A 23,513-nucleotide genomic window follows, 5' to 3' on the forward strand; every position below is an offset into this window, starting at 1 on the left:
GCGTGCGAGCCGTGGGAGTGACCGAGTTCGGCGGGCCCGAGGCCCTCTCCGTCGTCGACGTCCCGGAGGAGCCCCTCGGGCCCGGCCAGGTGCGGGTGCGAGTGCGGGCCGCGGCGGTCAGCCCGACCGACACCCACCTGCGCGAGGGTGCCTACGCCGGGCGCGACCCGGTGAAGACCCCGCCGTGGGTCCCGGGCATGGACGCCGCCGGTGAGGTGGTCGAGGTCGGCGAGGACGTCGACCGGGTCGCGGTGGGCGACGCGGTCATGGGCATCGTCGTGCCCACCGGCGCGCACGGCGGCTACCGCGAGGACCTCGTGCTGCCGGCGGCCTCGGTGGCCCGGGTGCCGGCGGGCGCCGACGCCGTCGCCGCCTCGACGCTGCCGATGAACGCCCTCACCGCCCGGCTCTCGCTCGACCACCTGGCCCTGCCGCCGGGGTCGGTGATCGCGGTGACCGGCGCGGCCGGTGCCTACGGCGGCTACGTCGTACAACTGGCGAAGGCAGACGGGCTGACCGTCGTCGCCGACGCCTCCGAGGCCGACGAGCAGCTGGTGCGCGACCTCGGCGCCGACGTCGTCGTCCGGCGCGGCGACGACGTGGCCGACCGGATCCGCGCCGAGTTCCCCGACGGCGTCGACGGGCTGGCCGACGGCTCGGTGCAGGACGCCCACGTGCTGCCGGCGATCCGCGACGGCGGCCGGCTGGCCACGGTGCGCGGCTACCGCGGCGACGGCTCGGGCCGGGTCGAGGCCTTCCCCACGCGGGTGCGCCACTACGCGGAGAACGCGACGGCCCTCGACCGGCTGCGCGAGCAGGTGGAGTCCGGCGCCCTGACCCTGCGGGTGGCCCGCACGTTCACGCCCGAGGAGGCGCCCGAGGCCCACCGGGTGCTCGCCGTCGGCGGCGTACGCGGGCGGCTGGTGATCACCTTCTGAGGTCGCGGGGACGGGGCCGCGCCTGACAGGGTGGGGCCGACCGGGCGCGGCGCCCGGCCCGACCCCCAGGAGTGGCGCAGATGGTGCACAGGCTCGTCGTCAGCTACGGGCAGCCCGAGGACCCGGCGGCGTTCGACGCCCACTACCGGGACACGCACGTCCCGCTGACCGTGCAGATGCCGGGCCTGGTGCGCTTCACCACCGGCCGGCCGCACTCCCTGGACCCCTCGCACCCCGCGCCCTACCTCGTCGCGGAGCTCGACTTCGACTCCGAGGAGGCGATGGGCGCGGCGTTCGCCTCCGAGGAGGGCAAGGCCGGGGCCAAGGACATCGCCTCCTTCGCCACCGGTGGCGCCACGATGACCCACTACGAGGTGACCGAGGTGCACGTCTCCCGGTGAACGGCGCCCAGGCTCTCATCCGCACCCTCGTCGACGCCGGCGTCGACGTCTGCTTCGCCAACCCCGGCACGTCGGAGATGCACTTCGTCGCTGCGCTCGACGACGTCCCGGAGATGCGCGGCGTGCTCACCCTCTTCGAGGGCGTGGCCACCGGCGCCGCCGACGGCTGGGCCCGCATGACCGGCCGGCCCGCCGCCACGCTGCTGCACCTCGGCCCGGGCCTGGGCAACGGGCTGGCCAACCTGCACAACGCCCGCCGCGGCCGGACGCCGATGGTGAACGTCGTCGGCGACCACGCCCGCTCGCACAAGCGCCTGGACGCGCCGCTGGAGTCCGACATCGACGCGCTGGCCGGCACCGTGTCGCGCTGGGTGCGCCGCTCGCTGGCCCCCGAGGACGTCGCCGCCGACGCCGTGGACGCCGTCGCCGCGGCCGCCCGCGGCGAGATCGCCACGCTGGTGCTCCCGGCCGACGTGTCGTGGTCCGACGGCGCGGCCGTGGCCGACCCCCCGGCGGCGCGCCCCCGCCCGCGGGTGCCCGCCGCCGCGGTGTCCGCGGCGGCGTCGGTGCTGCGGTCGGGGGAGTCCACCGTGCTCTTCGTCGGCGACGACGTCGTGGCGTCCGAGGCCGGCCTGCTGGCCGCGGCCCGGGTGGCCGCGGGCACCGGCGCGCGGCTCCTGTCCGAGACCTTCCCCGCGCGCACGGTGCGCGGCGCGGGGCTGCCCGCCGTGGACAAGCTGCCCTACCCGCCGGAGGTGGCGATCAAGGCGCTCGCCGGCACGCGGCACCTGGTGCTGGCCGGGGCCACCTCGCCGGTGCACTTCTTCGGCTACCCGGGCACGCCGGGCACGCCGGTGCCCGAGGACTGCACGGTGCACGTCCTCTCCGCACCGGGTGAGGACGGCGTCGCGGCGCTGCAGGAGCTGGCCGGGGAGGTCGCCGCCGGTGCCGAGCCGGAGCTGCTGGAGGCATCCCGCCCGGAGCTCCCGACCGGGCGCCTCGCGCCACGGACGGTGTCGGCGGTGGTCGGCGCCCTGCTGCCCGAGCGGGCGGTCGTGGTCGACGAGGCCATCACCTCCGGGATCGGGCTGGCCGAGCTGACCTCCGGCGCGCCGCGGCACGACTGGCTGGCGCTCACCGGCGGCGCGATCGGCGACGGGCTGCCGATGGCGGTCGGCGCGGCGGTGGCCTGCCCCGACCGGCCCGTGGTCGCCCTGCAGGCCGACGGCAGCGCCATGTACACCGTCCAGGCGCTGTGGACGATGGCCCGCGAGCAGCTCGACGTCACCGTCGTCCTCTACGACAACGCCTCCTACGCGATCCTGCAGGGCGAGTTGTCCCGGGTGGGCGCCACCGGCGGCGGCGAGCGGGCCGGGCAGCTGCTCGACCTCGGCGGACCGGCCCTGGACTTCGTCGCGCTGGCCACCGGCATGGGCGTGCCGGCGACCCGCGCCGAGACCGCCGAGGACCTCGCCGACCAGCTCGGGACGGCGCTGCGCGAGCCGGGGCCGCACGTGGTGGTGGCGGTGCTGCGCCCGGGGAGCTGACCCGGGGTCACCCCCGCGGGGGACCGGCGACCGGAAGGGTTCCAGACCGTTCCGTTCCACGCCGATGCGCAGACCGTGTCATCGACCAGCGTCCGCGTCGGCAGCGTCGCCGTCCCCCCTGCGGTCCTGCGCCGGGCGGTCCTCGGCGCGGCCGTCGTCCCGGTCGCGCTGGTGCTGTGGGCACTGGCCGCCTGGTCGGGCAGCACCGCGGGCACCGCGCTCTACTTCGGCGTCGTCGGGCTCACCGTCGTCGCCGCCTGGGGCGGGGCCGCGCGGGGGAGCCGTCGCCCGGCCGCATCGTGCATCGCCGCCGGCGCGACCCTCTCCGCCGTCGGCGACGTGCTGTGGCAGGTGCAGGCCTCCTCCACCGGGTCGGGCACGGGGGCCGGCCCGGCCGACGCCGTCTACCTCGCCGGTTACGTCGCGCTGGCGATCGGGTTGGCCCTGCTCGCCCGCAGCCACACCGACGACCGCGACGAGCAGGTGGCCGGCTGGATCGACGCGCTGGTCGTCTTCGTCGCCGTCCTCCTGGTGGTGTGGGAGGTGTCGATCGCCGCGACGGTCGGGGACGCGTCGCTGGACCTGCCCACCCGCATCGCGCTCGCCTGCTACCCCGCGCTCGACGCGGCGCTGATCGGACTGGTCGTGCGCCTGCTGGCCACCCGGCGGCAGGGGGAGCGGACGTCGCTGGTGGTGGCGGCCGCCTGCGCGTGCTGGCTGTTCTCCGACGTCGCCTACCTGCTGCACGCCGACGCCGACAGCTTCGGCTCCCTGCTCGACGCCGGCTGGGTGCTCGGCAGCGTGCTGCTGGCGGTCGCCACCTGGCTGCCGGGCTCCCTGGCGGCGTCCGGGACCGCGCCCGCGCCGTCCCGGCGGTCGGGTCTGGCGCGGCTGGCCGTGTGCCTCGGCGCGCTGCTGGTGCCGCCCACGACCGACCTCGCCGTCCACGCGGGCGGCGGCGCGGGCGACCCGGTGGCGATCCTCGCCGGCATGGTGGTGCTCACCGCGCTGGTGTTCCTCCGCGCCGCGCTGCTGGTGCGCCGCGAGGCGGCGGCCCGGGCGCTGCTGCGCTCGCGGGAGCGCCACGCGGCCAAGCTCGCCGCCCACTCCTCCGACGCGGTGCTGGTGGTCTCCCGCGACGGCCGGCTGCTCAGCGACCCCGCGCCGATGGCGGCGGTGCTCGGGACGGCCCCGCTGCGCGGGCACAGCGCGGGGGAGGCGGTGCGGCTGGCCGGCCTCGACCTCGAGCAGGCCCAGCGGGTCTTCGACCGGGCGCTCGAGGCGGCCGGCACGGTGGTCGACGCCGAGGTGCCCGCCCGCTGGCGCGGCGAGGACCGCTGGCTCGGCGTCCGGCTGGTCGACCTGGGTGACGACCCCGACGTCGGCGGCGTCGTCGTGCACGTCACCGACGTGACCGGCCGCCGCCGCGCCGAGGAGGCCCTGGCGCACTCCGCCCTGCACGACGGCCTGACCGGCCTGGCCAACCGGGAGCTGTTCGCCGACCGCGTCCAGCAGGCGCTGCTGCGCACGGTGCGCGGCGGCGGCTCGGCCGCGGTCGTCTGCCTGGACATCGACGGCTTCAAGACGGTCAACGACACCCTCGGCCACGCCGCCGGGGACGCGCTGCTGCGCGAGGTGGCCGCCCGGCTGCGCGCGGCGGTGCGGGCCGACGACACCGTGGCCCGGCGGGGCGGTGACGAGTTCGCCGTGCTGGTCGAGCAGGCCGGCGGAGGGGACGACGAGGCGCTGGCCACGTCCGCGCGCGTGGTCGAGGTGCTGCGCCGGCCGGTGCAGCTCGACGCCGGGCCGGTGACGCTGTCGGTGAGCGTGGGCGTCGCCGTCGGCCGGGGCGAGGTGGGCGCCGGGTCGCTGATCGGCGACGCCGACCTCGCGATGTACACCGCCGAGCTCGACGGCGGCAACTGCGTGCGGGTGTTCGAGCCCGGCATGCGCGCCGCGGTGCAGGCGGCCCGCGAGCTGGAGCGGGAGCTGGGCGGCGCGCTGGCCGGTGGGGAGTTCCGGCTGGTCTACCAGCCCGTGGTCGCCCTGGCCGACCGGCGGGTGACCGGCTTCGAGGGACTGCTGCGCTGGGACTCCCCGCGCCTGGGCCCGGTGGGGCCCGACCGGTTCGTGCCGGTGGCCGAGGCCGCGGGCCTCATGGGCCCGATCGGCGCGTGGGTGCTGCGCGAGGTCTGCGCCACCGGGGCCGCGTGGCGGCAGGCCCACCGCGGCGCCGGTGACCTGACGATGGCGGTCAACGTGTCGGCCACCCAGCTGACCTCGCCGGACCTGGTGGGTGCCGTCGCGGCCGCGCTGGCCGACAGCGGCCTGCCGGCCTCCGCGCTGGTGCTCGAGGTGACCGAGACCGCGCTGGTGGACGACCCGGAGCGGGCGGCCGCGTCCCTGGCGGCGCTGCGGGCGCTGGGTGTCCGGCTGGCGCTCGACGACTTCGGCACCGGCTACTCGTCGCTGGCGCACCTCCAGCAGTTCACCGTGGACGTGCTCAAGATCGACCGCTCGTTCGTCCACGGGATCGCCGAGGGCGAGCCGCTGCCGGCGATCGTGCGCGGCACCATCGAGCTGGGCCGCACGCTGGGGTTGGAGGTGCTGGCCGAGGGCGTGGAGCACGAGCACCAGGCGCGGCTGCTGGCCGAGGGGTCCTGCGACACCGCCCAGGGTTTCCTCTTCGCCCGGCCGCTGGAGCGCACCGACGCCGAGGCGCTGCTGCTCGAGCGGGCCGCGGGCCGTCCGTCGCCGTCGGCGGCCGTGCCCCGGCCGCGCACGCGCCGGCAGCTGAGCCGCCGAGGCTGACCGGGACGCACCGAGCCCCGCCGGTGCGGGCACCGGCGGGGCTCGGGTGGGTCGTCGCCCGGGTCAGGGCTGCTCGGGGAAGGCCGAGGCGATCGTGTGGTACGCGTACAGCGCGCGGGCGCACTGCTCCCGGCTGTTGGCCCGCAGCGACGGGAAGGGCCCGCCTTCGGCGTAGAACGTGTAGGGGTAGGAGATCAACCCCTCCTGCTCGTAGACCTCGCACTGCCCGTACGGGTCCCCGGCGCCTTCGACGGTGGGCACCCGCCCGGCCAGGGTCTTGACGCACGAGCTGTAGCGGAAGTCGTCGAGGGTGCCGCCGTACTCGGCCACGGTGTTCTGGATGGTCGCGCAGGCCTGTGCCGGGTTGGCGACGGGGGCGGTACCCGAGCCGCTGGACGGGGCCGCCGACGCGGAGGTGGCGCCGGTGACGACGGCGGCGAGGGCGGCGGCCGCCACGAGGCCGGTGCGGGCGAGGGTCTTCATCGGGGAGGTCCTCCTCAGGACGGGGATCATCGGGTGCCACCCGGGAACAGCGGCGCGCGTCCCGGGTCGATCTCGCCGTGCGCCACACCGCTCATGACCTCGATGCAGTCGGCGCGGTTCTGGAGCACGTACGTCTGGGCGAAGCGGACCGTGATCGGGTAGGGCCCGAAGCGGGCCTCGATCCCGGTCCGGCACTGGGCCGCGATCGCCGCGGGCGACAGCCGGCCGTCGCCGTGCGCCCAACTGCTGGCGCAGCCGCCGGTGGTGGGGACGGCGCGCTCGTAGGCGCCGTCAGCCGCGCCGGTGGCGCCGTCGTAGGTCGCCTCGTACTGGATGACGAACCAGTTGCCGTCCTGGCAGAGCTCCCCGGGGCCGGCGCTGGGTGCGGCGGCGGCCGGGCCGGCCGCCAGCACCAGCGAGGACGCGGCGGTGCACAGCACGGCCGCGAGGGGTGTACGTCGCCTCACGCGGTTCTCCTCGGTCTCGGAAGCCGGCGGAAGCTAGCACCGGGACCGGAGGCCGAGGGAGCGCGTTCTGTGTGATCGACTGTGCTCTGCGTCACACTCGGGGAGGGCGCTGAGCAGGGTGGATGCATGCGACGTCCCTGGGAACGCCGGTGGTGGGGCAGCCCGGCGGGGCCGCCGCGGGTCAGCCGGTGGCGCCGGGCGCGGGCTCGAAGGTGACCGTGACGCTGTCCACGCCGAGGGAGCCCGCCAGCGTGGTGAGCATGTCGCGGGTGTTGGCCTCGGCGCGCTCGCCCAGGTCGCTCTCGGCGGCGGCCGACTCCAGCCGGTCCTCGGCGAGCGCGAACAGCGCGCTCTCGTCGGTCGGGTCGTCGGCGAGCGCGTCGCCGAGCCGCTCGACCAGGCCGCGGTCGCGGTCGAGCACCCGGCTCTGCTCGGGGTCCACCCGCGCCTGGCCCAGCTCCGGGGCGGGGAGGGTGATGGTGGCCGACTCGCCGTCGGCGGAGAGCTCGACGTCCCCCTCGCCGATGCCGGAGAAGTCGACCGAGGCGTCGACGCTGCCGGTGGCCAGGAACTGCACGCGCTCGCCGCTGATCACCGAGGGCACCCAGGCGGTGTCGCGCTCCTGGTCGATCACGACCTGGAAGGTCCCGGTGGCGGCGCGGTACTCGGCGAGGTCCTCCAGCGCCAGCAACAGCGGGGGAGTGCTGCGGTCGGCGACCTCCTGCTCGAACGGCGCCGTCCAGTCCGCGACCCGGTCGGCCACGACCAGCCCGACCGGGACGGCGACCCCGGCGGCGACGCCGAGCGCGACCAGCCGGCGGGGAGCCCGGGAGCGCCGGCGCACCGGGCGGTGGGAGGAGGAGGTGTCGGGGTCCCGGTGCAGGAGGGTCGTCGGCATGCTCGGGCGGTCTCCTCACGGGCGGCGTCGGGGACTGTGGGCTGGAGCACGCGCCGCGCCGGATCTGTTCCCGGTGCCCCGGCGTGTCGGGCCCGGCCGCAGCGGTGGGGGCACGCCGCGGCCGGGCGGTTCCTCACCGGACGACGCGCCGGCCGGCTCTCCCTGGCCCCCGGACGAGGAGCCGGGTCCCCGCGACCCGACGTCCCGGCTCGGCCCGGGAGGTGAACACCACGGCGGTGAGCCGGCCCGTGCCGTCGATGGCCCCCGCCAGGCGGCGGAGCAGCGCCGCGACCTCGGCGTCCGCGGCGGCCACCGCCGGGTCGGGATCCCGGGGGTGCCAGACGCCGCGGTGCGACGGGACCGGCGGCTCGAGGCTCACGGCCGGCCCACCTGCTCGAGGGCCGAGGCGTCGGCGGGCACCAGGTCGCTGGGCTCGGGCAGCTCCACGGGCGGGCGCCCCGGGGCCTGCTCCGGGGTCACCACCACCCGGTTGGGCGCGCCGTTGAACAACAGTCGGAAGACGTCGGGGCGCGAGTAGTGCCCGACCGGGTCGGCGGCGGACTTGGCGATCGCGATGAGCGCGGGGTCGAGGTCGGCGTAGAGGATGCCCTCGGCGTCCTCGGGCAGCGGCTCGGCGAGCTCGGTGCCCTCGGGGCCGTAGATCCGGGTGAACCCGCCGCCCTGCAGCAGCAGCTGCCGCTTGGCCTCGGTGTCGGCGAACAGGTCGTGGGCGGCCTGCCCGATGACCGAGCACGGCGCGAGGACGAAGGTCTGCCCCTCCACCGCGTACACCCGGCTGGCCGCGGTGTTCACCTCCGGGCCCAGCGCCGTGGCCGCCCCGCGGTAGATCGAGAAGCTGGGCCAGGAGGCGACGTGGATCTGCTCGCCCATGCTGTACATCGCGTACTTCGTCAGCGGCTGGAAGTGCTCCCAGCAGTTGAGCGCCCCGAGCCGGCCGAGCGCGGTCTCGTGCACCTGGATGTCGCTGCCGTCGCCCTCGCCGAAGACGCTCCGCTCGACGTGGGTCGGCTTGAGCTTGCGGCGCACCGAGACCACGGTGCCGGCGTCGTCGATGAAGGCCTGCGACATGTAGAGGCTGCCGCCGGCCCGCTCGGCGAAGCCCAGGACGACGTGCACGCCGTGCCGTCCGGCCGCGGCAGCGATCCGGCGCATGTGCTCGCCGTCGCGGGTCATCGAGTTCGCGGCGTAGCGGGCGACGAACTGCATGCCCCACGCCGGCGAGTCCAGCCAGATCCACCACGGGTAGCCGGGGACGAACGTCTCCCCGAAGGCCACCAGGTCGGCGCCGTTGCCGGCCGCCTCGCCGATCAGGTCGACGACCTGGTCCACCCCGGCGTCGAGGTCGAGCCACCGCGGCTCGGCCTGGACGGCGGCCGCGCGCACCGGGCGGACGGGAGCGGAGCTGTCGGGGACGCTCATGCGGTCCTCCTGCGACGGGCCCGCCGGCTGCGGGCGTGCGACCACGGTGAGCCGACCGCGCGCAGGCGGACTCGCGGTCCGTGCCAGGTCCCTGTCGGTGCGTGCCAGGTCCGGCCGCGCCTCAGGGCCGGCCGGTGACCGCCCGCCGGTAGGCCGCCGGGGTGGTCCCGGTGACGGCGCGGAAGGCGCGGTGGAAGGAGGCCTCCCCGCCGAAGCCGGACCGGGCGGCGACGGTGGCCAGGGGCAGTGCCGGCGCGGTGTGGAGCAGGCGCTGGGCGGCGGTGACCCGCAGCCGGCGCAGCACGTCGCCGAGCCCCTCCGGCTCGCACTCGAAGAGCCGGAACAGGCTGCGCCGGGAGAGGTGGCAGGCCGCGGCCACCCCGTCGGCGCAGAGCCGGGGGTCGGTGTGGTGGGCGGCGAGGTGGGCCAGCACCCGCTCGCGGTCCAGGGCGGCCGCGCCCGGGGGCGGCCCGGTCCCGGCGGCCAGTCCCAGGGCCGAGGTGAGCAGCCCGAGCGCGTGCGGGGCCAGCGCCGCCGTCCCGGCCGGGTCGGTCGCCTGCTGCCGGGCCAGGCCGCGGAGGAAGTCGGCCACCAGCCGGGCGCTGCTGTCGGCGCCCAGCGTCACCGCGGTCGCCCCGGCCAGGGGGCCGGCGGGCAGCACCCGCCGCGGCACCTGGACGACGAGCTGCTCGAAGGCGCCGTCGAAGTGCAGCGTGTAGGGCCGGGTGCTGTCGTAGAAGGCCATCGCCCCGGGCACCAGCCGGGCCTCGCGGTCGTCCTGCGAGACGATCCCCCGCCCGGCCAGCTGGATGCTGGCCAGCACGTACTCCTCGTTGCTGCGGGCGATCAGCCGGCGGGTGCGCTGCACGTGCTGGCCGCTGGCCCGGACCGTGGTGAGCTCGACGTCGCCGACCACGCCGTGCGCGATCCGGCCGCGGAAGGGGAGCTCGGTGGTGGGGGACGCGGAGAGCTGGACGAAGGTGTCGCAGATCAGGTCCTGCCAGAAGGAGAACGCCTCCGCGGGCCGCACGGAGTCCGTCGTCACCGTGACCTGGTCGGACCCGGTGCCGGCGCGCTCCTTGGCCGACCTCGTGGGCACGTCGCGATGATGACCCCGGCGCCGGGGGACGTCCATCCCCTCAGTGCGGACTCCGTTGGCGCGCCGGTCGCCGGGTCGTGAGCATGGGGGCTCGACACCACGAGGGGGATCCGGATGGACGCCGTCCAGCTGCGGGAACTGCAGGCACCGCTCAAGCAGCGCTACCGCGACGACCCGGGATCGGCCTGCGCGCGGATGTCCGCCGAGGCCGACTTCTCCGCCCCCGGCATCACCGCGACCGTGCAGACCTGGGCCGGGCCCGCCCGCGCCGGGCTGCACCCCTCCACCGGCGGTGACGGCAGCGACGCCTGCTCCGGTGACATGCTGCTGCAGGCGCTGCTGGCCTGCGCCGGGGTGACGATGCGCAGCGTGGCCACCGCGATGGGGCTCGAGGTCCGCTCGGGCCGGCTGACCGCCTCGGCCGACCTCGACCCGCGCGGCACACTGGGCGTCGACAGGTCGGTGCCGGTCGGGCTCGGGCCGATCACCGTGGACGCCGAGCTGGACACCGACGCCGACGACGCCGCGCTGGCCCGGCTGGCGGAACTGACCGAGCGGTACTGCGTGGTGGCGCAGAGCCTGGCGCACCGGCCGCAGCTGACCGTCCGGCGCGCCTGAGCCTCGGGCCGAGCGTGTGCGCCGGCGCCGGGTTCCCTGGCTCCGCGTGCGGCGTCGGCGCACACACTCGGGCCACCCGGGGGCGGGTCACCCGACCGGATGGCGCCGGTGCGGGCTGTCCACAGATCGGTTGACCGGGCTCCCGTCCACGCCCGGAGTCGACCTACGGTCGCTCCCGTTCTGAAACGGGGTGTGACGGGGGTCCAGTGCCGACGAGTGCGCTCGACGTGGTCGACGGCGAGGTCCGCGAGCTGATCCGCCGGCGCGGGCTGGACCCGTTCACCGACCCCGGGCCGGTGCGGGTGCTGGTGCGCGACGTGGTCGCCGACTACTCCGAGCGGTCGCTGACCTCGGCGCTGCCGCCGGTCGGTGACCCCGACGCGGTGGTGCGCGACGTGCTCGATCGGGTGGCCGGGTTCGGGCCGCTGCAGCGCTGGCTGGACGACCCCGAGGTCGAGGAGGTGTGGGTCAACGAGCCGGGCCGGGTGTTCGTGGCCCGCCGTGGCCGCAGCGAGCTGACCACCACCATCCTGGGCGCCGGGGAGCTGGCCGACCTGGTGGAGCGGATGCTGCGCACCTCGGGACGGCGGATCGACATGAGCCAGCCCTTCGTCGACGCGATGCTGCCCGACGGCTCCCGGCTGCACGTGGTCATCCCCGACATCACCCGCCGGCACATGGCGGTCAACATCCGCAAGTTCGTGCTGCAGGCGCACTCGCTCGACGAGCTGGTGGCCACCGGGACGCTGACCGTGCAGGCCGCCCGGTTCCTGGAGGCCGCGGTCGCCGCCGGGCTCAACGTGCTGGTCTCCGGCGGCACGCAGGCCGGCAAGACCACGCTGCTCAACACCCTCTGCGCGGCGATCCCGGCACGGGAGCGGGTGATCACCTGCGAGGAGGTCTTCGAGCTCCGCGTTCCGCTCCCCGACGTCGTCGCGATGCAGACCCGCCAGCCCAACCTCGAGGGAGCCGGCGAGATCCCGCTGCGCCGGCTGGTCAAGGAGGCGCTGCGGATGCGGCCCTCGCGGATCGTCGTCGGCGAGGTGCGGCAGGAGGAGTGCCTCGATCTGCTCATCGCGCTCAACAGCGGTCTGCCCGGCATGTGCACGCTGCACGCCAACAGCGCCCGCGAGGCCGTGGTCAAGATGTGCACGCTCCCGCTGCTGGCCGGCGACAACATCGGCCACGCCTTCGTCGTCCCGACCGTGGCCGCGAGCGTCGACCTGGTCGTGCACGTGGCGACCGAGGCCTCGGGGCAGCGACGGGTCCGCGAGATCGTGGCGGTGCCCGGCCGCGCCGAAGGTGGCGTGGTGGAGCTGGCCGACGTCTTCACCACCCGCGGGGGCCGGCTGGTCCGGGCCGAGGGGTTCCCGCCGCACGCCGAGCGCTTCGCCGCGGCCGGGTTCGACCTGCCCGCGCTGCTGGAGGCGGGCCGGTGACCGGAGCCCTCCTGGGGCTGCTGCTGGGTGTCGGCCTGCTGCTGGTCTGGCGCAGCGGGCCGCGGGCGCCGCAGCGTCGCTCCGGCCCCCGCCCGCCCGGCCGCCGGGCCCGGCTGCTCGCCGAGGCCGGCCTGACCGGCATCAACCCCGCCCAGCTCGTGGCGCTGCAGGCCGGGCTCGGGCTGCTGGCCACCGTCGTCGTCCTCCTCACCACGGGCACGGTCAGCGTGAGCCTCGCCTTCGGCGTGTTCGGGTTCGTGCTGCCGCACGTGCAGGTGCGCCGGCTGGCCGCCCGCCGCCGCGCCGACCTGCGGGAGGTGTGGCCGGAGGTCGTGGACAACCTGGCGTCGGCCGTGCGGGCCGGGCTGTCGCTGCCCGAGGCGCTGTCGGCCCTGGCGGTCCGCGGGCCCGAGGTGCTGCGCCCGCCGTTCGCCCGCTTCGCCGTGGACCACCGGTCCAGCGGCCGGTTCGGCGAGAGCCTCGACCGGCTCAAGGCCGACCTCGCCGACCCGGTCGGCGACCGTATCGTCGAGACGCTGCGCGTGGCGCGCGAGGTGGGCGGCTCCGACCTCGGCCGGGTGCTGCGGACCCTGGCGACCTTCCTGCGCGAGGACGCCCGCGCCCGCGCCGAGCTGGAGACCCGGCAGGGCTGGGTCGTGCAGGCCGCCCGGCTGGCCGTCGGCGCGCCCTGGGCGGTCCTGCTGCTGCTGGCCACCCAGTCGACGACGCTGGCGGCCTACGACTCGCCGCTGGGCACGGCGCTGCTGCTCGGCGGCGGCGTGGTCTGCCTGGTGGCCTACCGGCTGATGATGCGGATCGGGCGGCTACCGCAGGACGTGCGGGTGCTCCGATGAGCGCGTCCTCGACGGGCATGCTGCTCGGGTTGGCGGCCGCCTCGGGCCTGCTGCTGGTGGTCGGCTTCGCGCCGCCGTTCCGGTCGGTGCGGCTGGTCGACCGGCTGGCGCCGTACGTCCACGACACCCCACCACCGTCGCGGCTGCTCGGGACGGCGACCGAGCCGGGTCTGCTGGTCGCCGTCCGCCGGGTGTTCGGCCCGCTGGTCGCCGACGGGGCGCGGCTGGTCGACCGGGTGCTCGGCGGCCGGTCCGCGGTCCGGCGCCGGCTCGACGCCCTGGGTGCGGAGCAGACCGTGGAGGACCTGCGCGTCGAGCAGGTGGTCTGGGGCGGGCTCGGGTTGCTCGGCGCGGCGCTGCTGGCCGGCGTCTCGTCGCTGCTGGCCGGCAGCGTCAACGTGCTGTCGGTCGCGCTGCTGTGCCTGGGCGGGCTGCTCGGCGGCGTCCTGGGGCGGGACTGGTGGCTGACCCAGCAGGTACGCCGCCGCGAGGAGCTGCTGCTCGCGGAGTTCCCGGTGGTCGCCGAGCTGCTGGCGCTGGCAGTCACCGCGGGGGAGAGCCCGACCGCGGCCATCGCCCGGGTCTCGCGGCTGTCCGGCGGCGAGCTGGCCCGCGAGCTCGGCGGTGCCCTCGGCCGGGCCCGCGCCGGCGTCCCGCTGGTGCAGGCGCTGCAGGAGGTGGCCGACCGGACGTCGGTCGACGCGCTGGCCCGCTTCGTCGACGGCCTGCTCGTCGCCATCGAACGCGGCACCCCGCTGGCCGAGGTGCTGCGCGCCCAGGCCGCCGATGTCCGGGAGGCCGGCAAGCGCCGGCTGCTGGAGGCCGGCGGCCGCAAGGAGATCGCCATGATGGTGCCGGTCGTCTTCTTGGTGCTGCCGGTCACCGTCCTGTTCGCCCTGTTCCCGGGGCTGATCAGCATCGTCTCGCTGGCGCGCTGAGCGCCGGCACGACCGAGGAGGACGACGGATGCGGGCCCTGGCCTGGCTTCTCACGCTCACGGCGGCACTGGCCGCGCGGCTTCGTGAGGACGATCCCGAGCGGGGCGACGTGCCCGGCTGGGTGATGATCACCGTGATGACCGCGGCGCTGGTGCTGGCGATCCTGGTGCCGTTCCGCGAGGCGATCGTGTCGGCGGTGCAGAACGCGCTGGCCTCCGTCACGGCCGGTGGATGAAGGACCTCACTGCTCCCCACCGCTCGCAGGCTCGCGGCGGGCCCCTGCAGTGAGGCCGTTCCATCGCCTCACCAGCGAGCGCGGCAGTGCCGTCGTCGACTTCGTGCTCGTGTCGGTGCTGGTCGTGGTGCTGCTGCTGGCCGTGCTGCAGGTGGCCGTCTACGTGCACGTGCGCAACGTGGTGACCGCCAGCGCGCAGGAGGGTGCCCGGTACGCGGCCAACGCGGACGTGCCGACGTCGGCGGCGACCGGCCGGGCGCTGGCGACGGTGGCGCAGGCGACGTCGACCGGCACCGCCGAGGGGCTGGTGTGCACCGCGGCCGAGGAGGTCGACCCGACCGGGCTGGTGTTGGTGACGGTGCGCTGCACCGGCGCGGTGCCGACGCTGCTGGCCGGGCTGGGCGACGTGCTGCCGCTGGAGGTCACCGGCCGGGCGGTGGAGGAGGCGCCGTGAGGTGGTTGCGCGCCCGGCTCGGGCAGGTCGCCGGGGAGCGGGGCTCGGCGCTGGTCGAGTTCGTGTTCGTGGCGCTGGTGGTGTTCGTGCCACTGGTCTACGTGGTGGCCGGGTTCTCCGCGGTGCAGCGCGGGGTGTTCGCCGCGACCGCGGCCGCGCGGGAGGCCGGCCGCGCGCTGGCCACCGCGCCGGACGCCGTCTCCGGGCTGGCGCGGGCCGAGCGCGCCGCGCAGCTGGCGGTGGCCGACCAGTCGGTGGAGGCGACCGACGTGCGGCTGGCCTACGTGCCGGCCGGGGCCGCGTGCGGGGCGGCCGGCGGGTACCAGCCGACGCTGGCGCCGGGGGAGGAGTTCTCGGTGTGCGCCACGGTGACCGTCCGGATCCCGCTGCTGCCGGAGTTCGTCGACGCCAACACCGCCACCGGCCAGTTCGTCGTCGAGACCGACCGCTACGTCGACCGCTAGACCGGCACGCTCACGCGCCGGCGAGGGCCTCCTCGGGGCTGAGGACCTGGCAGCGCGGACCGTCGGCGCGGCGTAGTCGCTCGTCCGCGGTCACAAGAGGTGCGTCCAGGGCCTCGGCCAGCGCGACGTACCAGGCGTCGTAGACGGTGACGTTCTCGCGCAGGTCCCACACCCGCTCGAGGAAGGGCTCGAACGGATACCGCCGCGCGCGCAGCCGTGACGCGCGCACTGCGGCGATGCGGGCGTCACCGGCGCTCAGCCGGCCGCGGAGGACCATGCTGCGCAGCGCTGAGGTGATCTCCGCGCCCGCCACGGAAGGCAGGTGCAGCCACGACTCCTCGGCGACGAGCCAGCGGGCGCGATCACCGGCGGGTCCGGTGACGGCCATGGCATCGATGACGACAGAGGCGTCGAGCACCCTCACCGGTCGTCGCGGTCGGCGCGGACCAGATCGGCCGAGGACGACGTGCTGAAGCCTGCACCGGCACTCCGCTCCAGGTGTCGCTCGACCTCCGCCACGATCTCGGCCGGAGTCTGGGCGCGCGCCCCCTCGACCAACTCGCCGAGCAGGTACTCCTGCAGGCTCATGCCGGCTTCCGCAGCACGCCGCCGGTAGGTGCGGTGGACGTCCTCAGGGACATCCCGGACCTGGATCGTCGCCATGCATGCATTCTAGCGCTCCAAGCGCCGCATCTCCTTCGTCGTTTCTCCTCGGTCTGAACAAGGCCGAGCAGCGAAGACCGGGGCGTGGTGCCGACCCGCGACGAGTGCGCTCGACGTGGTCGACGGCGAGGTCCGCGAGCTGATCCGCCGGCGCGGGCTGGACCCGTTCACCGGCCCCGGGCCGGTGCGGGTGCTGGTGCGCGACGTGGTCGCCGACTACTCCGAGCGGTCGCTGACCTCGGCGCTGCCGCCGGTCGGTGACCCCGACGCGGTGGTGCGCGACGTGCTCGATCGGGTGGCCGGGTTCGGGCCGCTGCAGCGCTGGCTGGACGACCCCGAGGTCGAGGAGGTGTGGGTCAACGAGCCGGGCCGGGTGTTCGTGGCCCGCCGTGGCCGCAGCGAGCTGACCACCACCATCCTGGGCGCCGGGGAGCTGGCCGACCTGGTGGAGCGGATGCTGCGCACCTCGGGACGGCGGATCGACATGAGCCAGCCCTTCGTCGACGCGATGCTGCCCGACGGCTCCCGGCTGCACGTGGTCATCCCCGACATCATCTGAGCGTGAGCCACCGACCTGCGGCTAGGCCCTCGACTACGCGACTGACCTGCGCCTACACCTACTTGCCGTTGTTGGCTGTTGTTGGCCGCTGACGAGTCTCCTGCGGACTCAGTGCGGACTGACGACCGAGATCAGAGATGCGCCATCCGGGGTTGGAACGCCGTGGGACCAGCGCCTGCACGCGGCGGTCGACCGGTCGCTGGCGCAGTAGCGCGAAGACGCCACTGGGCACGATTCGCGACGTTGGCGCTGAGACCCTCAACGACGGCAGGGGTGTCCCGGCTCCGCCTGCGTTCAATGCGGACGAGAGCCGAACCCCTACCGGGTCTAAGCATCTGGTCGGACAGTATCTGCATGACTACGACTACTGCTCACCCCCCGGCCGCCGTGCCTGCGAACAGCGGTCGGATCAAGCACCGCCGGGGTGATCTTCCTGACCCGCCAACATTCTCTAAGTTCGAATTGGAATCATTGATAGCCATCGGCGCCGAGGCGGCGGAACTCCGCTGGGCGACGGAACAAGGAGGCGGGCCTTACCATCCCCCACCCCTCGAAAAGGAGACTCTAGAGGAGAAGCAGGAGCGTGAACGACGCGAGGCCGAGGAGGATGCGAAATTCCTTCAGGAAAGGGCCGATGCTATAGAAAGGAGGAAGCAGTTGAGCGTGGAGTTTGGGGAAGCCCTCAACTCCGCTCTTGCTGCCGCCTATAACGAGGGTGGCAACATGGCAGTACGTCAGGCTGAGAGAACAGCCTGGAATGCACGCAGCGTTGCCCTCTACCTCCTTGTTTTCGCCGTCGTTCTGATGCCCGTCATTGCAATACTTTCCGGGGTAACCCCGCAAGATTTTGGCTCGTATGTTGCTCCAATCACCGGCATCGCGGGCACCGTCGTTGGATACTGGTTCAGCCGAAGCGGAGGCGCGGGATAGGGGTGATTCGGGCCCAGTGTCCCTGTTCCACGTCACGACAGACGAGGAGCGTTGATGGCGTCTGAAGCCGGACTAGCCATCTCGAGGCTGAAGCAACGAAGGAGACGGGACATGACTGCGATGCAGCCATCCGCCGGCGCCACGAGCCGGCAAGCGTTGGTGCGCTCCCGACACCTGAGCATCCTGGCGCTACTGGTTGGCCTCACCCTGCTCGGGTTCATGCCTGCCGTGGCTGCCGCTCCGGCGGGGTCTGGCCGCGTCACCGATGCAGTCGTGGACAGTTCCGGGACTGCCTATATCACCATCCGCTACCGCTGCTTCCTCGAGGAGCCGTACACGGTGGCCGTGTCGGCCGATGAGCAAGACACACAGCTCCTCCAAGGCTCGGCTACGAGATACGGCGGACCCACTGCGGATATCCAGTGCACAGGCAAGAAAGAGACTGCAACCATCACGTTGACGAGCGACACCGACACCCCCTTCGCCCCCGGCCCAGCCACCTTCACATTCGTGCGGCACGCCCATGACGGCATCGACACCTATGGACCAACGGTCCTCAGCATTGAAACAACAGTCGTCCTCGAGGCCGCCTAACCCGCCAAGTCGCATCGTGGGAGGGTCAAACTCACTAGCTGCTCGTCAGCGTCCGACCGAGGGTGAGGGGAGACTCTCGTCGGTCGTCAGTTTGCCGACCCGCACCCGCTTCGGGAGGAGGGGGGTCCGAATGTCAGCCACCCCCGGGAGCTGACCCCGCGCCGCTCAGTCAGTGCACCCTCCTTCCATCCGGTCTCATGAAAGAGCCGGGCGCTCAGCTCAAGGCCAGTTGCGGCGCATCGGCTCGACGCCTAGATCTCTACATGCTCATGATGTTTGGGTGGCCGTCAGCACATGCCTAGTGTGATCGGCGGTTCCTCTGGCTTCTCGACTTGAGTCACTTGCTCTGGCCCAGGGGACTGTATCGTGAAGAAGTATTCAGAGGCACCTCCACCGACAATCTTGTATGGATCCTCCGCCGAGCCGACTAGATGGTGATACTCGGCCACTCGTAAGGTGAAGGTGATGTCGAGTCCCAAGTCGTAATACTGAGAATCACAGACTCCAACGATGATCGAGATCCCCGTCTGGTCACTGGCCGATACCGTGAAGTAGCTCCCGAACTGATTGGGCGCGGCCGTGAGCTCCGTTCGTCCTCCCTTGTCGGTAAGGAAACTGTCGTCGCCCATCAACGACAAAGTTGCTATCCGCTCATTGAAGCCACCGCATCCTGGCCTAGGCCCATCCAAGGACCAGAGTGGGACAGTCTCCTCGGACTTGAAGATGACGGGCTCTATGCGTTCGATGAGCGCTGATTCCTCCTCAATGCCTGAGATCGTCAGCAACAGGTCGGCATGTCCGTGTGGGACGACATTGTCCAGCGCGAGTGCGTATGAACTATCGATGACATCTTGATCACCACGATGCCAACACTCGCGTCCGGCACCCCGGAGCCGCCGTGGATCCGGTGCGCGAACAACCATGATCAGGATCGGTTCCACCCCCCACGTACGGATCTCTGCCGGGCGGGATCCGGCCGCCGCCTTGAGGTGCGCGGGTCGGCACGGTGGGGATCTCCGCCCCCTCGGCCACCCATGCGAAAGTCGGGGCGGTGAGTGACAGCAGGCCGCCAATCGGAAGAGGCGGTAGGCGGCGGAACCCGCAACCACAGCAGGTCGAGCGCCACGCTGCTGGCCGCGACAAACTGACTGGGCAAGCTTTCGTCCTGCTCGGGGACCGGCCGGTGCCGTTGGTCAGGGTCATGCATGCTGGCTCCATAGGAGGTCAGCCCCGGTACTGATGGGGTGATCCGTTGGGCCGCGGACCTCAAGTGCGCCGCTGGCGCTGATGCTGGTCTGGCCTTGAGTCGCGGCCCGACGCGGCCGGACTAGCTCGTGATTAATTGTGGCACCAGCTGATGACGCTGCCGGCCTAAGGCGGACACGCTCATGAGCGTCGCATTAGGCGGTTGAGGAAGTTGTCGATGAATGTCTCGGTCTCTTCGGGCCGTTGGGGGCACCTCCCGCTCGCGGGGGACTCTCCCGACCCCAAAGCGCTGCTGCGGCTGGCCAGCGCGGTTCTGATCGAGGCCCCCGATGAATGAGCGGGTCTTCGACCGCCGCTACCTCTCTTGAAGCTCTATGGCCATGCCCATCCGACCCAAGCCCGTCGAGGAGGTGGCAGAGTCAGCTCTGGTCGCGCCAGAGTCACTCACCGCTGACCAACACCGTGGGGCCCACTTCCACCACCCACCGGGGCATCACCCAGCGGGTGCGCCCCTCCGCGCATTCGCCGCGCTACGCCTGGGCGCCACGCGAGGACCTCACCCGCGAGATCGGGTGGGCGGGCTGCAACGTTCGCGCTAGCCGAGCGGGCGCGGTTGGCCGGAATGGGGGCTAGAACGCCGCGTTCGCGGCGATTCCGATTGACGCGACCGTGACGACGCCGTGACGCCCAGCACCCACACTGACCGGACTGAACGCACTTTCCGCGCGATCTGACTGGAGGCCGCCCTGGCCGACGCTCCTCGAGACGTCAGCGGCCGTACCCGGGATCTCGGCCCCGACACCGACCCGATCGGGCGCCGCGTCATGGCGCGCCTGGGTGGCTTGATGTCCTCGGCCGTCTGACTCGGCCATCTCGCCGCGTGGTCAGGAGGCTTGCGTGAGAGAGGGTTCCTTGCCACCCAGTGACCCGATGTCGGGTACTGGCGCCCCCAGCCCGCCGGCTGGTGAGCCCGCCGATCAGCCCGGGAAGCCAGAGCTCGTCGAAGACCGGTCGCCGCCGGATGAGTCCGGGACGCTCTCATCCGCTGTGCGGACCGTCGGTAACCGGGCCTCTCAGTCGGTCGCCTTGCTCACCGCCGCCGTCGTCGGCATGCTGCTGGTGCTGGGGCTCGCGCCGCTCAGCATCCTGGGGGGCGATCGGCCGGATCGCCCGGCTGGGCTGTCGGTGGAGGTCACTGCTGGCGCGGGCGCGCCGGCAGCACGGTCGAGCCGCCACGACGTGCCGGTTGGGCTGCCTGCCGACGCGGAGATCCGGACGGTGGAGGATGTGCGGCCCTACGCGGACCGGGCGCTGGGCCCTGACCGCGCCCAGGCCCTGCTCGCAGTCCTCAAGTCAGGGGAGTTGCTTTCCAGCCAACTCGCCGAGAAGTCCGGGGGCTACCCCGACTACCCGTACCGGTATCCCGCTCTGGAGCCCCTCCTCGGTGACCCTCCGGAGCGGGAAGGTGCCTCCGCCTGGACCGCCCTGGGGGCGGCACTGGCCGTGCTCGCCGCCCAGGCCACGCTGTACGACGAACAGGTGGATGCCGAGGACAACGCCGGTCCGGCGGCCTTCGCCGTGCTTCACCGGGCACGCACACACGGGAGCTGTGCAGCGCAACTCAACCTGTTGCTGCTCGTGGTTGGCGAGGCTTCCATCGTTGCGAACGCGACCCCGGGTGACTCCTCCGCGTTGGCGACCGCGCTGGCGACAGAGCAGCGCCGGGCGGAGGAGGCTTGCCCGGGTGATGTGACCTCCGGGTGGCTGGTCGGTCAGGCGCAGCTGCGGCTCGTCTCAGAAGGGCCGTATCCAGAGGACCCAGAGATGCCCACGGCCGATGCCGTGGCCACGATGCAACGGCTCGTCGACCGCCATCCCACGGATGTCGCGGCGCTTACCGGGCTCGGCGACGCGTACTTGGCTGCGGCGATGTCCCTTGACGGCGGCCCCCCGTTCACCGCCCGGCGCTATTTCCGGCAGGCGGTGGCTGCCTACAACCGAGCGGTCGACCACGGCGGGCACCGGGACGCCGCCGCTGGCCTGGGGCGTGCACTGATCGGTCTGGGTGAGCCGGAGCGGGCGATCGAGCTGTTCACCCCGCTCGCCGGCTCGGATCCCACTCCCGGGCCGGTGCTGGAGGCGCTGATCGCGGCCCAGGAGAAGGCTGGTCGTTTCGCCGACGCCGAGCGCACCGCCCGTCGGCTGGCGGACCTGGGCGCCGCGGCCTACCCCCGGGGTCCTGCGCTGATCCCAGACCCGCAGCGCTCGTGGGAGAACACCCTAGAGGACGTGACCCCGGCCCTGTCGTTGGGGACCAACCGGCTGCAGCCGTTGCGTTCTCAGCTGTGGCCGGAGGGCGGAGCCGGTGGTTCTGCGCAGGACCTGTCGTTCATCCCGCAGTACCGGGACGTTGCGGGCCTCACCGGCACTCACGCCGCATGCGCTTCATGGGCTTGGCGGCGCAACGCCGTGCTGGCGGGGCACGCGGCCACTGCGCTGGCGGACTGGTCCACGAGCAACACCAGCGCCCGACCCGACGGCTTCGGCTGTGATCCATCGGACGTCGACCCCACCCGATTGCGCGCGGTGGCCGACCTTCTCACCGCAGGTGATGAGGTCCTGCAGGACGTCGATGGCGACGCCGCGGCCGACGACTGGCAGAACCTGCTGCGCTGGGCGGGTGATCTGCCCGCGGCACGGCGGTTCGTCGTCCGATGGGCGGAAGCTCGCGGGGACGGCAGTGAGCTCCCCGCGTTCCGGCTCGGCGAGATCGAGTTCCTTCAACACCGCTATGACGAAGCCGCGGCCCAGTTCGCCGTGGCCGCGCGGCAGACCCGACTGCTGCGCTACGACGACGACCTGGCGGTGGCTTGGGCTCAGCTCGACCGCGCGGCGTCGCTGGTCGCCGGGGGGCGATCTTCGGAGGCCGAGGCGACGCTGCGGCGGCTGATCGACGTGGGCGTCGCGGGCTACGCCTACCAGGCCAGCGAGGAGGGTGTCGGCGCAACTGCGGGCTTCGCCCTCGTGTCGTATCACGCGAGCGCTCTGTTGGCCGATGGGGAGCGCCAAACGGAGCGGCTCCGTGCGGCGGTGGAGGACTACGAGACGGCGCTCTCGTGGCTGGAGCGGTGGCTGAGCGTCCCCGCTCCCGAAGTGCTGTACAACAACGCGGCGCTCGCCCACCTCGGGTTGGGCAACACCGCACGGGCGTCCCAACTGGTGGAGCAGGCGCTGCAACTGGATCCGCAGAGCCCCGTCACCCTGATGACCGCCGGCTTCATCGCCGACCGCAGGGGGGACATCCCCGAGGCGTTACGGCTCAACGAGCTGGCACTGGACAATGACCCGGGTCTCTACCCCGCGGCGAACGACCTGGGTGTGCAGGTGGCCCGCCTGGATCGTCCGACCGAGGCGCGCAGTGCTTTCCGGCAGGCCGTCGGCGCCCGCCCGGACTACGCCCTCGGCTGGTTCAACCTCGGCGTCCTGGAGGCGTCGTCGGGACCCGCCCGCCTGCTCGCCTCTCAACACGCGCTGGCCACGGCATACCGGTTGGATCCGGACCTTCGGGACCGACGGCTGGAGCTGACCATCGACGCGCAGGTTTATCGAACGGCGTTGGACCTGTCGAAGCCGCTGCCTGCGGCCTGGACCTTCGCCGACCTTCAGCGCCCTGCGCCTGCGGCGGCGGTCGGCCTGCTCGCCTTGGCGGGGCTGGGTCTCGGCCTGGCCCGGGCGGCGAACCGGGGCGCGTCGGAGAACGCGGACCAGTGGCTGGAGCCTGTGACCCGACGGCTCGAGGCCCTGCCGGTGGTCAGCCGAGCCGACGCGCCTGTGTGGGCGATCAGTGCGACCCTTCTGACCTTTCTCCTCGCGGACCTGCACCACGGCAGCGCTGCGACGGCGACGGCGCTGTACCCCCTCGGCCTGCTGGTCCTCGTCATCACCGCCATGTGTGCACGGGTGATGGCGGGCACGCCCGCCGGGGAGGCGCCGAGGCAACGATCGTGGGGTCCCGGCATCGTGGTGGGCATCGCTGCAGGTGCCGTGGGGTATCCGTGGGCTGCGCTTCCGGTCGTCGATGCCACCAAGGGGGCCGTCGATCGCGACAACAGTGCGGAGGACACTAGAGGAGGACAGGCCGCTAGGGACGAGGATGCCGTCGGTACCGCAGCGGAAGCCGACACCGCTCGAAGCGAGACGCGCCTGCATCTAGCTGCGCCGCTGACGCTCGCCGGCGTTGCGCTCGTGCTGTTCCTCGAATCCGCCTGGATGCACACACCAGTCGTCGAGTCCTGGGCAGTGGCCGCGTTGGTCATGTGTGCGTCGCTGCTGCTGCCGGTCGGACCCCTTGATGGAGCGCACCTGGGCACGGCCGGGATCGCAGTGAGTGCAGGCGTAGTCGGCACCGCTCTGCTGCTCTTCTTGGGACTCCTCTAAGGGGCGCACAGCCGTCCGACCTCGAGGACTAGAAGACC

24 protein-coding genes are annotated in these 23,513 nt (G+C 73.5%); 15 read left to right on the forward strand and 9 right to left on the reverse strand.

Features of this window, described 5'->3' with window-relative positions; all coding sequences use genetic code 11:
* The first annotated feature begins 2 nt into the window (after positions 1 to 2).
* The 4 genes from ACI78U_RS03705 (at position 3) to ACI78U_RS03720 (ending at position 5,697) form a co-directional block, all read left to right on the forward strand.
* Positions 3 to 938 carry a quinone oxidoreductase family protein gene (locus tag ACI78U_RS03705; protein ID WP_456873938.1) on the forward strand — a complete coding sequence of 312 codons (936 nt, stop codon included), beginning with the start codon at positions 3 to 5 and terminating at the stop codon, positions 936 to 938.
* Between the two features lie 80 nt (positions 939 to 1,018).
* Entirely contained in the window at positions 1,019 to 1,339 is a 321-nt protein-coding gene (locus tag ACI78U_RS03710; RefSeq protein ID WP_456873939.1) for an EthD family reductase, read from the forward strand.
* On the forward strand, positions 1,336 to 2,886 hold the full coding sequence (locus ACI78U_RS03715) for an acetolactate synthase large subunit (protein WP_456873940.1): 1,551 nt from the start codon (positions 1,336 to 1,338) through the stop codon (positions 2,884 to 2,886). The genes ACI78U_RS03710 and ACI78U_RS03715 overlap by 4 nt, the downstream gene beginning before the upstream one ends.
* A gap of 75 nt (positions 2,887 to 2,961) precedes the next feature.
* Positions 2,962 to 5,697, forward strand: coding sequence for a putative bifunctional diguanylate cyclase/phosphodiesterase (locus tag ACI78U_RS03720; RefSeq protein WP_456873941.1), 2,736 nt, complete (start codon positions 2,962 to 2,964; stop codon positions 5,695 to 5,697).
* Between the two features lie 63 nt (positions 5,698 to 5,760).
* On the opposite strand, the gene ACI78U_RS03725 is transcribed toward ACI78U_RS03720, so the two are convergent.
* The 6 genes from ACI78U_RS03725 to ACI78U_RS03750 all read right to left on the reverse strand — a co-directional run bounded on the left by ACI78U_RS03725 (position 5,761) and on the right by ACI78U_RS03750 (position 10,084).
* Entirely contained in the window at positions 5,761 to 6,180 is a 420-nt protein-coding gene (locus tag ACI78U_RS03725; protein WP_456873942.1) for a hypothetical protein, read from the reverse strand.
* A gap of 26 nt (positions 6,181 to 6,206) precedes the next feature.
* Positions 6,207 to 6,647 carry a hypothetical protein gene (locus tag ACI78U_RS03730; protein ID WP_456873943.1) on the reverse strand — a complete coding sequence of 147 codons (441 nt, stop codon included), beginning with the start codon at positions 6,645 to 6,647 and terminating at the stop codon, positions 6,207 to 6,209.
* 181 nt (positions 6,648 to 6,828) lie between these two features.
* A complete protein-coding gene (locus ACI78U_RS03735; protein ID WP_456873944.1) occupies positions 6,829 to 7,545 on the reverse strand; it encodes a DUF4230 domain-containing protein in 717 nt (238 codons plus the stop codon).
* A gap of 133 nt (positions 7,546 to 7,678) precedes the next feature.
* Positions 7,679 to 7,924 (reverse strand): hypothetical protein, encoded by a 246-nt coding sequence (locus tag ACI78U_RS03740; RefSeq protein WP_456873946.1) that lies wholly within the window; start codon positions 7,922 to 7,924, stop codon positions 7,679 to 7,681.
* Positions 7,921 to 8,985 carry a carbon-nitrogen hydrolase family protein gene (locus ACI78U_RS03745; RefSeq protein WP_456873947.1) on the reverse strand — a complete coding sequence of 355 codons (1,065 nt, stop codon included), beginning with the start codon at positions 8,983 to 8,985 and terminating at the stop codon, positions 7,921 to 7,923. The genes ACI78U_RS03740 and ACI78U_RS03745 overlap by 4 nt, the downstream gene beginning before the upstream one ends.
* A 121-nt stretch (positions 8,986 to 9,106) precedes the next feature.
* Positions 9,107 to 10,084 carry an AraC-like ligand-binding domain-containing protein gene (locus tag ACI78U_RS03750; protein ID WP_456873948.1) on the reverse strand — a complete coding sequence of 326 codons (978 nt, stop codon included), beginning with the start codon at positions 10,082 to 10,084 and terminating at the stop codon, positions 9,107 to 9,109.
* A gap of 114 nt (positions 10,085 to 10,198) precedes the next feature.
* Between ACI78U_RS03750 and ACI78U_RS03755 the strand changes: the two genes are divergently transcribed.
* From ACI78U_RS03755 to ACI78U_RS03785, 7 genes are all read left to right on the forward strand, one after another.
* The gene (locus ACI78U_RS03755; RefSeq protein ID WP_456873949.1) at positions 10,199 to 10,702 is read left to right on the forward strand and encodes an OsmC family protein; all 504 of its coding nucleotides are present in this window, start codon (positions 10,199 to 10,201) and stop codon (positions 10,700 to 10,702) included.
* 206 nt (positions 10,703 to 10,908) lie between these two features.
* Entirely contained in the window at positions 10,909 to 12,141 is a 1,233-nt protein-coding gene (locus ACI78U_RS03760; RefSeq protein WP_456873950.1) for a CpaF family protein, read from the forward strand.
* Positions 12,138 to 12,995 carry a type II secretion system F family protein gene (locus ACI78U_RS03765; RefSeq protein WP_456873951.1) on the forward strand — a complete coding sequence of 286 codons (858 nt, stop codon included), beginning with the start codon at positions 12,138 to 12,140 and terminating at the stop codon, positions 12,993 to 12,995. The genes ACI78U_RS03760 and ACI78U_RS03765 overlap by 4 nt, the downstream gene beginning before the upstream one ends.
* Positions 12,992 to 13,933, forward strand: coding sequence for a type II secretion system F family protein (locus tag ACI78U_RS03770; RefSeq protein ID WP_456873952.1), 942 nt, complete (start codon positions 12,992 to 12,994; stop codon positions 13,931 to 13,933). The genes ACI78U_RS03765 and ACI78U_RS03770 overlap by 4 nt, the downstream gene beginning before the upstream one ends.
* A gap of 28 nt (positions 13,934 to 13,961) precedes the next feature.
* Positions 13,962 to 14,168 carry a hypothetical protein gene (locus tag ACI78U_RS03775; RefSeq protein ID WP_456873953.1) on the forward strand — a complete coding sequence of 69 codons (207 nt, stop codon included), beginning with the start codon at positions 13,962 to 13,964 and terminating at the stop codon, positions 14,166 to 14,168.
* 49 nt (positions 14,169 to 14,217) lie between these two features.
* A complete protein-coding gene (locus tag ACI78U_RS03780) occupies positions 14,218 to 14,622 on the forward strand; it encodes a TadE/TadG family type IV pilus assembly protein (protein ID WP_456873954.1) in 405 nt (134 codons plus the stop codon).
* The gene (locus ACI78U_RS03785) at positions 14,619 to 15,086 is read left to right on the forward strand and encodes a hypothetical protein (protein ID WP_456873955.1); all 468 of its coding nucleotides are present in this window, start codon (positions 14,619 to 14,621) and stop codon (positions 15,084 to 15,086) included. Before ACI78U_RS03780 ends, ACI78U_RS03785 begins: the two co-directional genes overlap by 4 nt.
* A 10-nt stretch (positions 15,087 to 15,096) precedes the next feature.
* Here the strand turns inward: ACI78U_RS03785 and ACI78U_RS03790 are convergent, their stop codons facing one another.
* Both ACI78U_RS03790 and ACI78U_RS03795 read right to left on the reverse strand, forming a co-directional pair.
* Complete coding sequence (locus ACI78U_RS03790; RefSeq protein ID WP_456873956.1) at positions 15,097 to 15,504, reverse strand: type II toxin-antitoxin system VapC family toxin; 408 nt, start codon at positions 15,502 to 15,504, stop codon at positions 15,097 to 15,099.
* A 2-nt stretch (positions 15,505 to 15,506) separates the two neighbouring features.
* Positions 15,507 to 15,749, reverse strand: coding sequence for a FitA-like ribbon-helix-helix domain-containing protein (locus ACI78U_RS03795; protein ID WP_456873957.1), 243 nt, complete (start codon positions 15,747 to 15,749; stop codon positions 15,507 to 15,509).
* A 115-nt stretch (positions 15,750 to 15,864) separates the two neighbouring features.
* On the opposite strand from ACI78U_RS03795, the gene ACI78U_RS03800 reads away from it, so the two are divergent.
* The 3 genes from ACI78U_RS03800 to ACI78U_RS03810 all read left to right on the forward strand — a co-directional run bounded on the left by ACI78U_RS03800 (position 15,865) and on the right by ACI78U_RS03810 (position 17,832).
* Positions 15,865 to 16,308, forward strand: coding sequence for a hypothetical protein (locus ACI78U_RS03800; protein WP_456873958.1), 444 nt, complete (start codon positions 15,865 to 15,867; stop codon positions 16,306 to 16,308).
* A 387-nt stretch (positions 16,309 to 16,695) separates the two neighbouring features.
* Positions 16,696 to 17,238: a hypothetical protein gene (locus tag ACI78U_RS03805; RefSeq protein WP_456873959.1), complete on the forward strand. Its 543-nt coding sequence runs from the start codon at positions 16,696 to 16,698 to the stop codon at positions 17,236 to 17,238.
* A 111-nt stretch (positions 17,239 to 17,349) separates the two neighbouring features.
* Entirely contained in the window at positions 17,350 to 17,832 is a 483-nt protein-coding gene (locus tag ACI78U_RS03810; protein ID WP_456873960.1) for a hypothetical protein, read from the forward strand.
* A 287-nt stretch (positions 17,833 to 18,119) separates the two neighbouring features.
* Here ACI78U_RS03810 and ACI78U_RS03815 read toward each other — a convergent pair whose 3' ends face one another.
* Positions 18,120 to 18,773, reverse strand: coding sequence for a hypothetical protein (locus tag ACI78U_RS03815; RefSeq protein ID WP_456873961.1), 654 nt, complete (start codon positions 18,771 to 18,773; stop codon positions 18,120 to 18,122).
* Between the two features lie 1,375 nt (positions 18,774 to 20,148).
* Between ACI78U_RS03815 and ACI78U_RS03820 the strand changes: the two genes are divergently transcribed.
* Positions 20,149 to 23,475, forward strand: a complete 3,327-nt coding sequence (locus ACI78U_RS03820; RefSeq protein WP_456873962.1) for a tetratricopeptide repeat protein — start codon at positions 20,149 to 20,151, stop codon at positions 23,473 to 23,475.
* Positions 23,476 to 23,513: the final 38 nt, after the last annotated feature.

This window comes from Geodermatophilus sp. SYSU D00710, from assembly GCF_054050195.1.

Coding starts and splice junctions, on each gene's coding strand:
- ACI78U_RS03710 (WP_456873939.1), top strand. CDS start 1,019: ATGGTGCACAGGCTCGTCGTCAGCTACGGGCAGCCCGAGGACCCGGCG.
- ACI78U_RS03725 (WP_456873942.1), bottom strand. CDS start 6,180: ATGAAGACCCTCGCCCGCACCGGCCTCGTGGCGGCCGCCGCCCTCGCC.
- ACI78U_RS03735 (WP_456873944.1), bottom strand. CDS start 7,545: ATGCCGACGACCCTCCTGCACCGGGACCCCGACACCTCCTCCTCCCAC.
- ACI78U_RS03745 (WP_456873947.1), bottom strand. CDS start 8,985: ATGAGCGTCCCCGACAGCTCCGCTCCCGTCCGCCCGGTGCGCGCGGCC.
- ACI78U_RS03755 (WP_456873949.1), top strand. CDS start 10,199: ATGGACGCCGTCCAGCTGCGGGAACTGCAGGCACCGCTCAAGCAGCGC.
- ACI78U_RS03770 (WP_456873952.1), top strand. CDS start 12,992: ATGAGCGCGTCCTCGACGGGCATGCTGCTCGGGTTGGCGGCCGCCTCG.
- ACI78U_RS03775 (WP_456873953.1), top strand. CDS start 13,962: ATGCGGGCCCTGGCCTGGCTTCTCACGCTCACGGCGGCACTGGCCGCG.
- ACI78U_RS03795 (WP_456873957.1), bottom strand. CDS start 15,749: ATGGCGACGATCCAGGTCCGGGATGTCCCTGAGGACGTCCACCGCACC.
- ACI78U_RS03810 (WP_456873960.1), top strand. CDS start 17,350: ATGACTGCGATGCAGCCATCCGCCGGCGCCACGAGCCGGCAAGCGTTG.
- ACI78U_RS03820 (WP_456873962.1), top strand. CDS start 20,149: ATGCTGCTGGTGCTGGGGCTCGCGCCGCTCAGCATCCTGGGGGGCGAT.